Here is a 13150-nt window from a genome sequence, read left to right on the forward strand (position 1 = left end):
ATGATTGATAAAATTAAAGACCGCCAATCAAGGTAAAAGTTTCACCTGTGCCGGGACTTAACCGCAAAAAAACAGTTTTCCCTTTTCAGTGTCTACTTCGTTCAACTCGATAGCAAATAACTGTTGTAGATTAGGTTTACTCATCACCTCAGTTTTTTCACCACTTGCCACTAGGGCACCATTATCTAAAAGATAGGCAAAATCGGCCAACTGCCAAGCAAGGTTGATATCATGCACACTCATAATAATGCCCAAGCCTTGGGCGGCAAGCTGCTTGAACAAGGTCACAAAATGCACCTGATGTTGTAAATCCAACCCGGTGGTCCATTCATCCAGCAGCAGCCAACGTCCGTCGAAATGCAAAGGCTGCAAGATTTTTTGCGCGGTTTTCTTAAAGTCAACCGATGCCGGTACCGGCCAGATTTGCGCCAAGACACGGGCAATCTGCGCTCTCTGTTGCTCTCCACCAGACAAACTCAACATATCACGATCTGCCAATTCATCCAGATCACAGAGCATTAACAACTGATGAATAATTAACCGCTTCTGTTCATTATTTCGGAAATGCTGCCCCGCTTCGACACCCAAAGCAATCAACTGCTGAACAGAAATGGAAAACGCCAATACCTGCCTTTGTGGCAGCACTGCCCGCTGTGTTGCTAAATCGGTAAAGGAATATTCAGCCAATAACTTTTCTCGCCAAAACACTTCACCACGGCTCGGCTTGATCTCCTTGGCCAGCAGATGCAATAAAGTGGTTTTTCCGGCACCGTTTTTTCCCAGTAAAACATGAATCGCGCCTGCGCTGAAAGCACAATCAACGTCATTCAATAATGGCTGATTATTGATGCTATAACAGAGTTTTCTGCATTCAATGGCGATCTGCTTTGTTTGCGGCAAGGTCATTGTCTTACCCCTTACCATAGCGTTTCATGCGCTGGTTAAACAGCATCAGTAAAAAGAAAGGGCCTCCGAGCAAAGCCATAAAAAGCCCAACCGGCAGCTCACCCGGAGCAAGCAGGGTTTTGGCTAGCAAATCGGCCAGCAACAACAATAAGGCACCGCCCAAAGCGCTGAATGGCAACAACCATTGATGTTGCGAACCAACCAGTAAACGCATGATATGCGGCACGATTAAACCGACAAAACCGATCACCCCGACCAACGCCACGGCGACACCGGTTATCAAAGCGGTGGCGAGCATAACCTGCCACTTCAAAGCCGCACTATTAAAGCCCATATGCAAGCAAATATTTTCACCTAAGGCGAAAGCGTTCAAGGCACGCGATAATCGTACATAAAAAATCAATAACCCCAAAAACAGCAGCGCCATCAACAGCACTTCCGTCCAACTGACATTGGCAAAGGAGCCCATCAGCCAAAACGTCACACTGCGCAACTGTGCATCATCCGAAACACTCACCAAAAGTTGAATCAAAGCACCGGCCACCGCATTCAAAGCCACACCAGCCAACAACATCAATGCAACATCGGTTTGCCCATAACGGGTGGCCAGTGCATAGATAATCGCTGTGGCAATCGCAGCACTGATAAAAGCACCCACCCCTATCTGCAAAAAACCGACCTGCTGCCAAAGTTCCGCTCCCAGGACAATCACAAACACCGATCCCAAAGCGGCACTACTGGAAACACCTATAAGCGCGGGTTCTGCCAAGGGATTACGAAACAACGCCTGCAACCCCACACCGCAGAGCGCCAAAGCGGCACCAACCAAAGCCACCAATAGCATTCTCGGCAAACGCAGCTCCGTCAACAGAAACTGTTGCGTCTGATTAGGGCTGATGAACTCCTGCCAAGAAAAACCAGCCGTTAAATGAAATAACGCTGCGCATAGCGTTATCACAACCAACCATATCGACTTTTGTGACAAGGACACTAGGTTTTCTCCATTTTCGGATGACTGGAGATTGTTTTCTTTGTTTGCCTGACCTGGGCATCGGCGCTCTCTTTTGTAGGATGTGCCGGTGTTTCATCATCAATACGCGGAGCTTTTTTGGTTAACGTCGCTACCAAGGAGCCGTTCCAGATTAATAGGAACCATAACAGATAGAGCCATAATAGAAACAGGGGAACCGCGGCCATAGCACCATAAACTACCGCGTAGGTGGGAAACGCTTTGACATAGGCGGCAAATCCGCTTTTCAGCAGTTCAAGTTCAACCATCGCCATAAAACCTGCCAGCAACGCGACGCGAATCGGTACTCTGACACGAGGAACAAATTTATAAAGTGCGGTAAAACCAAGCCAGGCAAGAATCAAGGGGACAATTTTCAGCCCTGCGGTGAGTTTTTCAATCCAAGGCGTAGTGTCGGCAATTAACGGCAAAGCCATTAAGGATGAACTCAATACCAGACTCATCCCTAATAACAAAGGCCCCAATAAACTGATGCCAAGATAATTGAGGACACTTCGCCACCATTTGCGTTCATTACGCTCCGGCCATAGGCCGTTTAGTTTTTGATCTATTTTCCAAAGCAACATTAAGGTGGTCAATAGCATCACCGCCAAACCCGGCCCTTTTAAAGCTGCCGCCTGCTGCGAAAAACGAACGATATACTCTTCAATGACCGGCTGAGAATCGGGCATAAAATTACGCACCACTTGGTCCATAACCAGCGTTTCAAACGAAGCGAAATAGTGCGACACCGAAAACAGGCTCAACATCACCGCAATGGTCGGCACAATTCCGACCAAGGTGGTATAGGCCAAAATCGCTACCGCATCACTACCCTGATGTTGTTTGAAATGGATAAACACCCTTTGCCAAAATCGCCAATGCAGCACTTGCTTTAACAGCAAAGGCCAGCTTTGATTAATCTGTTCCGATGATGGCATTAAAATGTTTCTCCTTAAAACAAAATTTTTACAGCCGTTTGGCGTAACGGCACTTAAATAGATTTAACAACAACTAGGCTTTGTCAGCATTATCGCACAGTTGAATTTAGCAGTCAGGATACTGTAAAAACAGATTCCTGCTAAAATTAGCCAATTATCATTCAACTACCCACCATTCTGCTACAAGGCTTCTGATTAAACTGTTATGACTGAAAAACAATGGCAATTCTGGATCGACCGCGGCGGCACCTTTACCGATATTATCGCTTTGGACCCCAAAGGCGAACTGCACACCCACAAACTGCTTTCGGAAAACCCGGAACAATATACCGATGCGGCCATTGCCGGTATCCGCCATTTTTTAAAACTAGACAAAACAACAAAAATTCCTGCCGCAAAGATTGCCAGCGTAAAGATGGGCACCACTGTTGCCACCAACGCTTTACTGGAACGCAAAGGCGATGTTACCGCTCTTCTGACCAATCAAGGTTTTGCCGATGCATTGCAAATCGGCTACCAGCATCGCCCGGATATTTTTGCACTTAAAATCGAACGCCCTTTACCGCTGTACCGTGAAGTTATCGAAGTTCCAGGAAGACTTGATGCCACCGGTCATGAAATCGAAAAGCTCGATAAAGCGAAAACATTGCAAGCGTTACAAAACCTGTTTGATCAAGGCTATCGCAGCTTGGCGATTGTTTTTTTACACAGCTATCTGAATGACCGACATGAACAGCAAGTCGCTGCCTGGGCCAAACAAATAGGCTTTCAACAGGTTTCCACCTCGGCGGCCACTTCATCTTTGATTAAATATGTTTCACGTGGAAGAACTACCGTAGTCGATGCCTATTTAAGCCCTATTTTAAGGCGCTATGTTGAGCAGGTTGCAGCCGAACTACCCGGGGTTGATTTACAGTTTATGCAATCGTTTGGCGGTTTAACGTCAGCCGAACAATTTCAAGGAAAAGATGCCATTCTTTCCGGGCCGGCAGGCGGTATTGTCGCCGCGGCCAAAACCGCAGAGCAGGCAGGACTTAACAACATCATCGGTTTTGACATGGGCGGCACCTCAACCGATGTATCGCATTACGCCGGTCAATTCGAACGCAGCTTCGAAACCCAAGTCGCAGGTGTGGAAATGCGGGTACCAATGCTTGACATCCATACGGTGGCGGCCGGTGGCGGGTCAATTATTAGCCGCTTGCATAATGAGTTACGTGTCGGCCCGGAATCCGCCGGGGCCAACCCTGGACCTGCCGCCTACAGACGAGGCGGCCCTTTAACCGTTACCGATGCCAATGTTTTCTTAGGCCGTATCCAAGCTCAACATTTTCCTAAGGTGTTTGGTGAGAAAGCCGATCAAGCGCTTGATACCGCTACGGTTGCCGAGCAATTTACCGATTTAGCCAAACAGCTTCAGATGAGCCCTGAAAAACTTGCCGAAGGCGCTTTAAGTATAGCGGTTGAGCATATGGCTAATGCCGTACAGAAAATTTCCGGCGAACGCGGTTATGATGTCGCCGATTATACCTTGGTCAGTTTTGGTGGCGCAGGCGGCCAACATGCCTGCGCCGTTGCCGATAAACTCGGCATGACCTCGATCCTGCTGCATCCTTATTCGGGAGTCTTATCGGCTTATGGCATGGGCTTGGCACAAAAGCGGATCATTGAAACCGAATCTTATAACCTGCCTTTGACACAGATCTCAGCCAACAGCTTTACACAGCAGCTCCACCAGCAAATCCGTAAAGCGACAATCCAACTTGAAGCACAAAACGACTCCTTACAGACGCAGAACATCCAGCTCCACCTGCAATACCAAGGTAGTGATACCTTGTTGGATATAAGCTATGCCGATGATTTAAGCGTTGCGGATTACCTGCGCCAATTTGCTCAACAACACCAACAAGAATTCGGTTTTATACAAGGCGACACGCCGGTAATGATCAATAGCGTCAGTGTTGAAGCGATAGGCCAGTCACATCAGCAGCAACTATCGCTAACCCATAGAAACAGCCGACAAGCTGAACCGATCGATAACTGCCGCTGTTATTTAGATGGCAAATGGCAGCAGATACCGCTTTATCAACGAGGTGACTTAGGCTCTGCTCAAACGATTAATGGCCCGGCATTGATCTTGGAACCCACCGGCACCCTTCTTGTCAGCCCAAACTGGCAAGCCCAGCTGCAGGCCGATGGTCAACTGCTGATGACCAAGGAATCAATTGCCGAACAATTACCGTTGAATAGGCAGGCCGCCAGATCAGACGCTGATCCGGTGCAACTGGCACTGTTTAATAGTCGCTTTATGGCGGTTGCCGAGCAAATGGGAGTGACTCTGGCAAAAACCGCGCACTCGGTGAATATCAAAGAACGACTCGATTTTTCCTGCGCTTTATTTGATAAAAACGGCCAACTAATCGCCAATGCGCCGCATGTGCCGGTACATCTTGGATCCATGGGCGAATCGGTGAAAACGGTTATTCAAAAAGCGTCTAACAATGCGATTGGAGCCCTAAAACCGGGCGACGCCTATGTGCTCAATAATCCCTATGCAGGCGGCACTCACTTGCCTGACGTCACCTTGATTTCTCCGGTATTTGTCGATGATAAGCTAGCGTTTTTTGTCGCCTCACGGGGTCATCATGCCGATATAGGCGGTAAAACACCCGGCTCAATGCCCGCAGACAGCCGCCATATCAAAGAAGAAGGCGTATTGCTCGACTGTGTTTTAGCGGTTAAACAAGGTCAGTTACAGCGATCCGAATTAGAAAAAATCCTATTAGAAAGCAAGTATCCGGTCCGCAATCTCAAACAAAACCTGAATGATTTACAGGCACAAATTGCGGCCAACCAGCAAGGTATCAACGGCCTCAACACGCTATGCAAACAATTCGGTCTGCAGACGGTGAGTCGTTATATGGACCATGTTTTGGATCATGCCGAAAACGCGGTGAAAAACCTAATCAATGAACTATCCGATGGTGAGTTCTGTTACCAGACAGATCAAAACACGGAGGTCTGCGTAAAGATCACGGTCAATCACCACCGGCAAACAGCCAGGATTGATTTCAGCGGTACCAGCTTACAGCAATACAATAATTTCAATGCGCCCTATGCCATTACCCGAGCGGCCACTCTTTATGTCTTGCGCACGCTGGTCAACCAACCGATCCCACTCAATGACGGTTTTCTACGGCCGATAGATTTACAGGTGCCTGCAGGCAGTATGCTCAACCCTGACTATCCTGCCGCGGTGGTAGCCGGCAATGTGGAAACCTCACAAGTGGTCACCGATACTCTTTATGGTGCCTTACAAATTCAAGCCGCTTCACAAGGCACGATGAACAACCTTACTTTTGGCGATGACACTTGGCAATATTATGAAACCATTTGCGGAGGCACGGGCGGCGGTATTGATTACAACGGTTGTGATGCCATTCATAGTCATATGACCAATTCACGCTTGACCGACCCAGAAGTGTTGGAATTACGCTATCCGGTTCGCTTGGAAACTTTTGCCATTCGCAAAAATAGTGGAGGAAACGGCCTGTTTAAAGGCGGAAACGGCTGCGAAAGGCACTTTAGGTTTTTAAAACCCATGACCGTTTCGATTCTTAGCAATCATCGCAAAGTTGCGCCTTATGGCATGGCCGGCGGAGCAGACGGTAGCTTAGGTAGACAGTATGTGATCAAGGCTGATAACAGCATGAGCGTGGATCTTGCCAGCACCATCACTCTAGAAATGAAAGCTAATGATACCTTGGTTATGCAAACGCCCGGGGGCGGTGGCTATGGTTCGGCCACAGCTAAAGACAAATAATGAGTTAAACTTGGCTGACAATGCCTTTGGCCATTAATTGCTGCAGGGTTTGTTTGGCGAACTCTTGCAAAGCCTTTTGATCAAGCTCTAGGCCCTGACTGATTGCCTCCAACGCCGACTCGGCCGATTGATGATCATTTAAAGCGACCAACCATTGATACAGCAAAGGTGTTAATTCAATAAATTCAATGCTGTCTTTTTGAATATTGCTTACCGGTTGACCGGCATCCATCTGTGCGCATTGACGATAAACCAACAAGGTCGTAGCCTGTTCCGGCTCCTCGGGTTGATAATCTGCTGCCAATTGATGTACCGGCCATTGATAGGCCAAAGGCAACGCCAGTGGCGACAACTCGAATTTGGCCGTCAAATCGATGTTTTGCCAAGGTATCTGACAGGCAATCAAATCCTCCTCTTCGGAGACCGACAACACCAATTCAACCCATTCATAATGCGCCAATTCCAAAAAAAATTCGGGGTCTGTCGGTTGTGGTGAAAATTCATTGTCCAAAAAATCAAGAAACTCCCCGGCTAGCTCATGAAAAAGCGGTGTTTGCGCATTATGTTTAACAAGGAATTCTCGACAAATTTGCTGCCAACGATGCTCACCAATAATCGCTTTACAAACAGGAAACACCTGACTGAAAAGACCATAAAGATTATTGAAAAACAGTTCGGCGTAGATATCCAAACGACGCTGTTCAATCTCTAAGCCATGCTCAGGCTTGTAAGCCCGGTTTTCGGGGTCTCGAATATAGTTTGAAAGCTGCTGTTGCAGCTGCTGAAAAGGCAAAAGTTCAGGTTTTTCTGAGAATTGTTCTGACATAAGATTGCTCTTTAAGCGTTACTCTTTAGGCGGCTTGTTGCTTAGCGGCTTTCTGGTATCGGCGAATCTGCTCCACTTCCAGCATCAACTCGTCAAGTGGAGGAATATTGAAATCCCTTTCCAATAGAGTCGGCACAACACCATGAGTTGCGTAGGTCTTTTCCAGTAACTGCCAGACTTCTTGCTTAACCGGTTGTCCGTGGGTATCGACTTTCAGGTCATCGGCTTCATCAAAGTGTCCTGCCATATGCAAATAGACAATGCGCTCGCTTGGCATGGACTGCATATAGTTTTCAGCATCGTATTTATGGTTGATGGAATTGACATAGGTGTTATTGACATCGAAAAGCAAATCGCAATCGGCTTCGTCCAAGACCGCGTTGATAAATTCCAGCTCAGTCATTTCACTGCTGGGCATGGCATAAAAGGAAACGTTTTCGATTCCGATTTTGCGTTCGAGCACATCCTGAACTGTTCGAATTCTTTCCGCGACATAATGCACTGCATCCTCGGTGAAAGGGATCGGCATCAAATCATATAAATGACCGCTATCGCCGCAATAACTCAAATGCTCTGTAAAGGCACGGATATCATGCCGCTGAAAAAAAACCTTCAGCTTTTTGATATAGTCGATATCCAGTGGTTTAATCCCCCCCAGATCAAGTGACAAGCCGTGACAAACAAACGGATAGCGCTCCGTCAAAGTTCTCAGTTGACGGCCCTGGCGGCCTCCGAAATTAAGCCAGTTTTCCGGTGCAATTTCCATAAAATCGATATCAAAGTCTGGCTGACGCAACACCTCATCGAAAAAATCACGTCTCAATCCCAAGCCGACGCCATGCACCGGATAACTTCTAACGGGATTCTTGGCAAGTTTACTCATGATTGCAACCCTGTTGACTCTGTTTAATGAAAAAGGAATCTGCTTTCAGAAACACTGAAAAATAAAATGGTTGGGTTTGCTCTCTATCAAACGCTGATGGAAATCAAACCGAACCTTTTTATAAATTGGCAAGACACCAAAGATGCTTGCCATAAGTTGGTACTGAGGCCGTAAAACTTAAGACATATTACCGCCGCACTTACCTTCACCGCATTTCATTTCCGGCTGTTTAGGCGCTGGCTGGCCACCACAACGCCCTTCCGGTTGTTTAGGTGCTGACTGGCCACCACAACGCCCTTCCGGTTGTTTAGGTGCCGGTTGACCACCACACTTACCTTCAGCGGGTTTCGGTGCGGGCTGCCCCCCACACTTCATTTCTGCCACTTGCGTATAACCGGCATCCATTTTCTTAAAACCAAACGGGTTTTCAGCCGCCGATGCCACTCCGGTCGAACCAACCATTGCCGCACCCGCTAACTTTAAAAAGTCTCTACGTGTCTTCATTACTCTCTCCATAATGTATTTTATGTTATCAAACAGGCCATCAACGGTTTGATAAACCCACTTAACAAGACCTATTATGTAATCTTTTATTTCAAAAAATTCTTACAAAATAATGAATTTAGCGAACAGTGCTAACTAGAGATTGCAAAAATAGGATTGTCTACAGGCTATGCTCTGACCAAAGAGCGTTCTACCTTTTGTCGCATCTCATCACCTCGTAATTTCACAATCAACAATAAAGCAAAATCCATCGCTGTCCCAGGCCCTCTAGAGGTAATAATGGCGCCGTCTTCGACCACCGCCTGGTCAACCCAGTCATACTTAGCGTTTTGATCTAACTGCAAGGCGCCGGGATAACTGGTGACCTGTTTGTTATCCAGTAAACCCGCTGTTTGCAAAACCTTAGGAGCGGCACAAATCGCTGCGGCGAAGCCTCCTTTTTCGACCGTTTGTTGTAGCTTTTGTTGCACTCTGGTATCTGCATTCAGATAATCGGCTCCCGGCAACCCGCCTGGTAAAACCACCATGTCGTAATCTTGTTGTAACGCCTGATCCAAAGTCATCTGTGCAACCAACTGCACGCCACGGCTTGCGGTAATCACTCTTTCATTGTCAAGGCTCGCGGTGACCACTTCGATATCAGCCCGAACCAGCAAGTCAATAATCGTTACCGCTTCAAGTTCTTCACAACCTTGCGCCAGTGGCACCAAAACTGTTTTTTTCATTTTGCCTCCTCCAGCCGACTTTCACACCGGCAATAAAAAACCACCTATCCAACATACATCAGATAAGTGGTTTCAATCAATAGCAGTGCGCCGGAGCGCAAATCCTATTTTTGCATTTTTTGCGCGATCGCCATCGCCTTAACCAAACGTAAGGCTTCATTCAATTCGAAATCTCGCTCCAATGCCTTATCGACATCAGAAACTTTGGACTTCTTGTCAACTCCATCGGTTTTTTCAGAATCACCGTTTTCTAGGTGTCCGGCCAAATCCTTCTCTTTGACATTGATCAAATCGTCTTTGTTAAGTTTTTCCACCTTAACCAGATCGATCTCCACATCAGGCTTAATACCTTCAGCCTGAATCGAGCGTCCGGAAGGCGTGTAGTAACGAGCGGTGGTGACTTTGATTGCCGCGCCGTTATTGAGTTGTAATAGCGTCTGTACGGAGCCTTTACCGAAACTGGTGCGTCCCGCGATGACCGCACGTTGCTGATCCTGTAAAGCACCGGCGACAATCTCAGAAGCCGAAGCCGAACCCTCATTAATCAAGACAACAATCGGCTTACCATTCAACATATCGCCATTAGCCGCCTCAAAACGCATTTGTGAATTTTGAATACGGCCTTCCGTATAAACAATCAGCCCGTCATCCAAAAAGACATCGGAAACCTGAACCGCAGCATTCAAAACCCCACCCGGGTTATTACGCAAATCAAGAACCAGCCCCTGAAGTGGCTCATTATTTTCTTTTTCAAGTTTCAATAAAGCACTGACCAAATCATTTCCGGTACGCACTTGGAATTGACTGATACGCACATAACCGACACCGTCTTTGAGCATTTTCTGCTTAATGCTTTTAACCTTGATCACGGCACGGGTGATCTCAATTTGCAACGGCTTATCTTCGCCCTTACGCACGATAGTCAGCTTTAATTTGGTGCCCGGCTTGCCACGCATGATTTTAACCGCTTCACCCAGGGTTTTGCCTTTGACCGGCTCCGATCCCAACTTAATGATTAGATCACCTGCTTGAACGCCCGCTTTTTGCGCCGGGGTGTCATCAATAGGCGAAATGACCTTTACAAAGCCGTCTTCCATACCGACTTCCATACCAAGACCGCCAAATTCACCTCGAGTATGCTCTTCCATCTCTTTGTAATCGGTTGGCGGTAAATATGCAGAATGAGGATCCAAACTGGAAAGCATGCCGCTAATCGCGCCTTCCAATAATTTTTTATCGTCGATTTCATCAACATAATCGTGAGAGACGCGTTCGAACACTTCGACAAAAGCGCGCAGTTCCTGTAAAGGAATCGCCTTTTCAGTGTCTTGCGCTTGAGGTTCCTTATCAGCCCATACGGTAGTCCCAACCGCAATGAAAATCCCCATAACTGTACCCGATAGCACGAGCATGAACTTGGTTAACCTTGATGAATGCACATCTCACTCCACTGTCTTTTTTGTTTTATACCCAATTAATTCAGTAACCTAGGTAAAATAACTCAATCGTCGACTAAAAAATATTTGTTCATTATATGAGAACTTTAGGTGACAGATTAAAAGGATTTCTTTAGAATTTAAAGTAAAATAATTATATCCTTATATTTTACAAATGATTACAGAGCGTTATGACTGATATTACTGATCCAAACTTTATTATGAAAGAAGAGAACATCAACAAGGCGTCGAAGGCGCTTAAGGCGATGGGACATCCTCTACGTCTAAAAATTCTCTGTGTTATTGGCGAAAAGGAATTACCGGTGATGGATATTGTTAACAAGGTTGGAACAACCCAAAGCAATATCTCTCAACACATCGATATTCTGCGTGAGAAGGAGATCATCACTTCACGTCGTGATGGCAGTCGCATTCTATGCAAGGTACGAGATCACAATATCCTGCAATTAATGGAAGCGATGCAACAGACTTTCTGTACGATTGAACAATAAGATAACCAATGCGAATGCCGAACAGTGAGGCTGAAAATTAACAGTCTAACCCACCAATAAAGATTGGATTGGCATTTGCATTCTTAGATTGAATTGCTGACGGTCAAGGGATTCCATAGAGCCGGAATCCTGATTATCGCCACGAGCTACAATCTGATCGGGCTGTCTTTGTGAAGGTGAAGACGGTTCAGTTTGGTTTTCATTTAAGTTTTCAGCCGGCTCGTTCTTTTCGTTTCTGTCTTGCTCTGCCAACTCGGCTCTGGCTTCAGTCATCATCACCGATGCTTGCCTTGCCACTTTATAATCTTGTGAAGACGGCTCAGCCGGAGCCATAGCCGCTCGTTGAATAACCATCGCTTTTTGAATGGTCGCTTCCGGGTTACCGGCTACCTTTGATGTATCGATACCCACTTCACCGCCAACGGCATATTTCTTACCGTCAGGCCCGGTCTGATAACTGAAGCTCATACCGGTAGCATAACCACCGGCCGCCGCCATATGTGCCTGTTCATGCGCACGTACTTCTCTATCGCGGGCTTTTAATTGATCCACCACTTGCTGAACCTGTTCCAGCTTATCCTGCTCTGCGGAATTTTCTTCTTGCCCTGCCGTCGGTTGCTGCTTATCTGCATCTACAGAAGCCTGTTCAGCTTGAGCCTTACCCCGATTAGAAAAGTTCGCTGCAGAAGAATCGGTCGGATTAACTGTATTCGCGGTACTTTGATTGGCATTCCCTTTATTTTGCGCAAAGCCACTACTACCTACCATTTGAGGTATATAGCCACTTTCGACACTGTGCGCAGGGGTAATCATCTCGATACAACTCTTAAAAAACCAATTTATACATAAATATTAAACATAAAATCAACTAGTTACAATAGGTATTTTTTCATGGATTTCAATCGTGCCTCTATCTAAAGTGAATAGACAAGGCTTGAGCACAATTGAAAAATAACTGCACCAAGATGGCAATTTTCATAAATTCAGACTCTAGCTCTTGCTGACTTAATCGCAGCAGAATATTTAAAAACCCATTCTTTATGTGACTAAGCCATCCCAGCTGTAACCCAGCGTTAATAAAAGCTTAACGGCAGCTTAAAGTGTTTTAGAGATAATCCTTAGCAAGACAAAAGTGCTACACAGAATTACATTTGGCATAAGCAATGCTACTCAGCATAGGTAAACCACAGTACAACTATAATGTTAAAAGGGGTTAACAATGGAAAATCAAACTTTCTCAAAATTCTTTATCAGCGTCATGGCAGTGTTTGCCATTAGTTTCACAATCGGTCTTTTCGGCACTTTCAACGCCTTATCAAGCCTTTATTAAACGCATCTATTCAAACTTGACTGAATATCGCATGCAATGTGAGAGGAATAAATGGTGGGCCCTCACGGACTTGAACCGTGGACCTATCGATTATGAGTCGAGTGCTCTAACCAACTGAGCTAAGGGCCCCAAGATTGGGAATTACCCGCAAGGGTAAGATAGGATGGCGCTATTATAGCGATTGAAAAACGCTTTGTGAATCAATTCTAGCCGCTCTATTCGCCTTTATTACAAAAGCTTTTCTAAAGTTAAAAA

11 protein-coding genes and 1 tRNA gene are annotated in these 13150 nt (G+C 46.2%); 2 read left to right on the top strand and 10 right to left on the bottom strand.

Going from position 1 to position 13150, the window contains the following annotated elements; genetic code table 11:
• Window positions 1–57: 57 nt before the first annotated feature.
• Genes FE785_RS09275 through FE785_RS09285 form a run of 3 tightly spaced genes read right to left on the bottom strand, consistent with a single transcriptional unit; the run spans window position 58 to window position 2856 of the window.
• Window positions 58–906, bottom strand: coding sequence for an ATP-binding cassette domain-containing protein (locus FE785_RS09275; RefSeq protein WP_168188954.1), 849 nt, complete (start codon window positions 904–906; stop codon window positions 58–60).
• Window positions 907–910: 4 nt separating this feature from the next.
• On the bottom strand, window positions 911–1897 hold the full coding sequence (locus FE785_RS09280; RefSeq protein ID WP_238696260.1) for a FecCD family ABC transporter permease: 987 nt from the start codon (window positions 1895–1897) through the stop codon (window positions 911–913).
• Window positions 1897–2856 (bottom strand): YihY family inner membrane protein, encoded by a 960-nt coding sequence (locus FE785_RS09285; protein ID WP_138565482.1) that lies wholly within the window; start codon window positions 2854–2856, stop codon window positions 1897–1899. Before FE785_RS09285 ends, FE785_RS09280 begins: the two co-directional genes overlap by 1 nt.
• A 205-nt stretch (window positions 2857–3061) precedes the next feature.
• Between FE785_RS09285 and FE785_RS09290 the strand changes: the two genes are divergently transcribed.
• Window positions 3062–6679, top strand: a complete 3618-nt coding sequence (locus tag FE785_RS09290; protein WP_138565483.1) for a hydantoinase B/oxoprolinase family protein — start codon at window positions 3062–3064, stop codon at window positions 6677–6679.
• Window positions 6680–6683: 4 nt separating this feature from the next.
• Here the strand turns inward: FE785_RS09290 and FE785_RS09295 are convergent, their stop codons facing one another.
• From FE785_RS09295 to FE785_RS09315, 5 genes are all read right to left on the bottom strand, one after another.
• Window positions 6684–7505 carry an HvfC family RiPP maturation protein gene (locus FE785_RS09295; RefSeq protein WP_138565484.1) on the bottom strand — a complete coding sequence of 274 codons (822 nt, stop codon included), beginning with the start codon at window positions 7503–7505 and terminating at the stop codon, window positions 6684–6686.
• Window positions 7506–7530: 25 nt separating this feature from the next.
• Window positions 7531–8388, bottom strand: a complete 858-nt coding sequence (locus FE785_RS09300; RefSeq protein ID WP_138565485.1) for an HvfB family MNIO-type RiPP peptide maturase — start codon at window positions 8386–8388, stop codon at window positions 7531–7533.
• Between the two features lie 177 nt (window positions 8389–8565).
• Window positions 8566–8892, bottom strand: coding sequence for an HvfA family oxazolone/thioamide-modified RiPP metallophore (locus FE785_RS09305; RefSeq protein WP_168188955.1), 327 nt, complete (start codon window positions 8890–8892; stop codon window positions 8566–8568).
• A gap of 167 nt (window positions 8893–9059) precedes the next feature.
• Window positions 9060–9617 carry a DJ-1 family glyoxalase III gene (locus FE785_RS09310; RefSeq protein ID WP_138565487.1) on the bottom strand — a complete coding sequence of 186 codons (558 nt, stop codon included), beginning with the start codon at window positions 9615–9617 and terminating at the stop codon, window positions 9060–9062.
• Window positions 9618–9721: 104 nt separating this feature from the next.
• Window positions 9722–11029, bottom strand: a complete 1308-nt coding sequence (locus tag FE785_RS09315; RefSeq protein ID WP_138565882.1) for a S41 family peptidase — start codon at window positions 11027–11029, stop codon at window positions 9722–9724.
• A 215-nt stretch (window positions 11030–11244) separates the two neighbouring features.
• Between FE785_RS09315 and FE785_RS09320 the strand changes: the two genes are divergently transcribed.
• A complete protein-coding gene (locus FE785_RS09320) occupies window positions 11245–11565 on the top strand; it encodes an ArsR/SmtB family transcription factor (RefSeq protein ID WP_138565488.1) in 321 nt (106 codons plus the stop codon).
• Between the two features lie 45 nt (window positions 11566–11610).
• Here the strand turns inward: FE785_RS09320 and FE785_RS09325 are convergent, their stop codons facing one another.
• Window positions 11611–12378, bottom strand: coding sequence for a putative metalloprotease CJM1_0395 family protein (locus FE785_RS09325; protein ID WP_202978299.1), 768 nt, complete (start codon window positions 12376–12378; stop codon window positions 11611–11613).
• A 569-nt stretch (window positions 12379–12947) separates the two neighbouring features.
• Window positions 12948–13024: transfer RNA gene (locus tag FE785_RS09330), tRNA-Ile, on the bottom strand.
• Window positions 13025–13150 lie beyond the last annotated feature (126 nt).

The sequence above is a fragment of the Thiomicrorhabdus sediminis genome (assembly GCF_005885815.1).
GTDB classification, from domain to species: domain Bacteria; phylum Pseudomonadota; class Gammaproteobacteria; order Thiomicrospirales; family Thiomicrospiraceae; genus Thiomicrorhabdus; species Thiomicrorhabdus sediminis.

Bases quoted from the DNA above. Each gene is read 5' to 3' on its own strand.
- FE785_RS09310 (WP_138565487.1), bottom strand. From the start codon at position 9,617: ATGAAAAAAACAGTTTTGGTGCCACTGGCGCAAGGTTGTGAAGAACTT.
- FE785_RS09305 (WP_168188955.1), bottom strand. From the start codon at position 8,892: ATGAAGACACGTAGAGACTTTTTAAAGTTAGCGGGTGCGGCAATGGTT.
- FE785_RS09285 (WP_138565482.1), bottom strand. From the start codon at position 2,856: ATGCCATCATCGGAACAGATTAATCAAAGCTGGCCTTTGCTGTTAAAG.
- FE785_RS09320 (WP_138565488.1), top strand. From the start codon at position 11,245: ATGACTGATATTACTGATCCAAACTTTATTATGAAAGAAGAGAACATC.
- FE785_RS09315 (WP_138565882.1), bottom strand. From the start codon at position 11,029: ATGCTCGTGCTATCGGGTACAGTTATGGGGATTTTCATTGCGGTTGGG.
- FE785_RS09290 (WP_138565483.1), top strand. From the start codon at position 3,062: ATGACTGAAAAACAATGGCAATTCTGGATCGACCGCGGCGGCACCTTT.
- FE785_RS09325 (WP_202978299.1), bottom strand. From the start codon at position 12,378: ATGATTACCCCTGCGCACAGTGTCGAAAGTGGCTATATACCTCAAATG.
- FE785_RS09295 (WP_138565484.1), bottom strand. From the start codon at position 7,505: ATGTCAGAACAATTCTCAGAAAAACCTGAACTTTTGCCTTTTCAGCAG.
- FE785_RS09300 (WP_138565485.1), bottom strand. From the start codon at position 8,388: ATGAGTAAACTTGCCAAGAATCCCGTTAGAAGTTATCCGGTGCATGGC.
- FE785_RS09275 (WP_168188954.1), bottom strand. From the start codon at position 906: ATGACCTTGCCGCAAACAAAGCAGATCGCCATTGAATGCAGAAAACTC.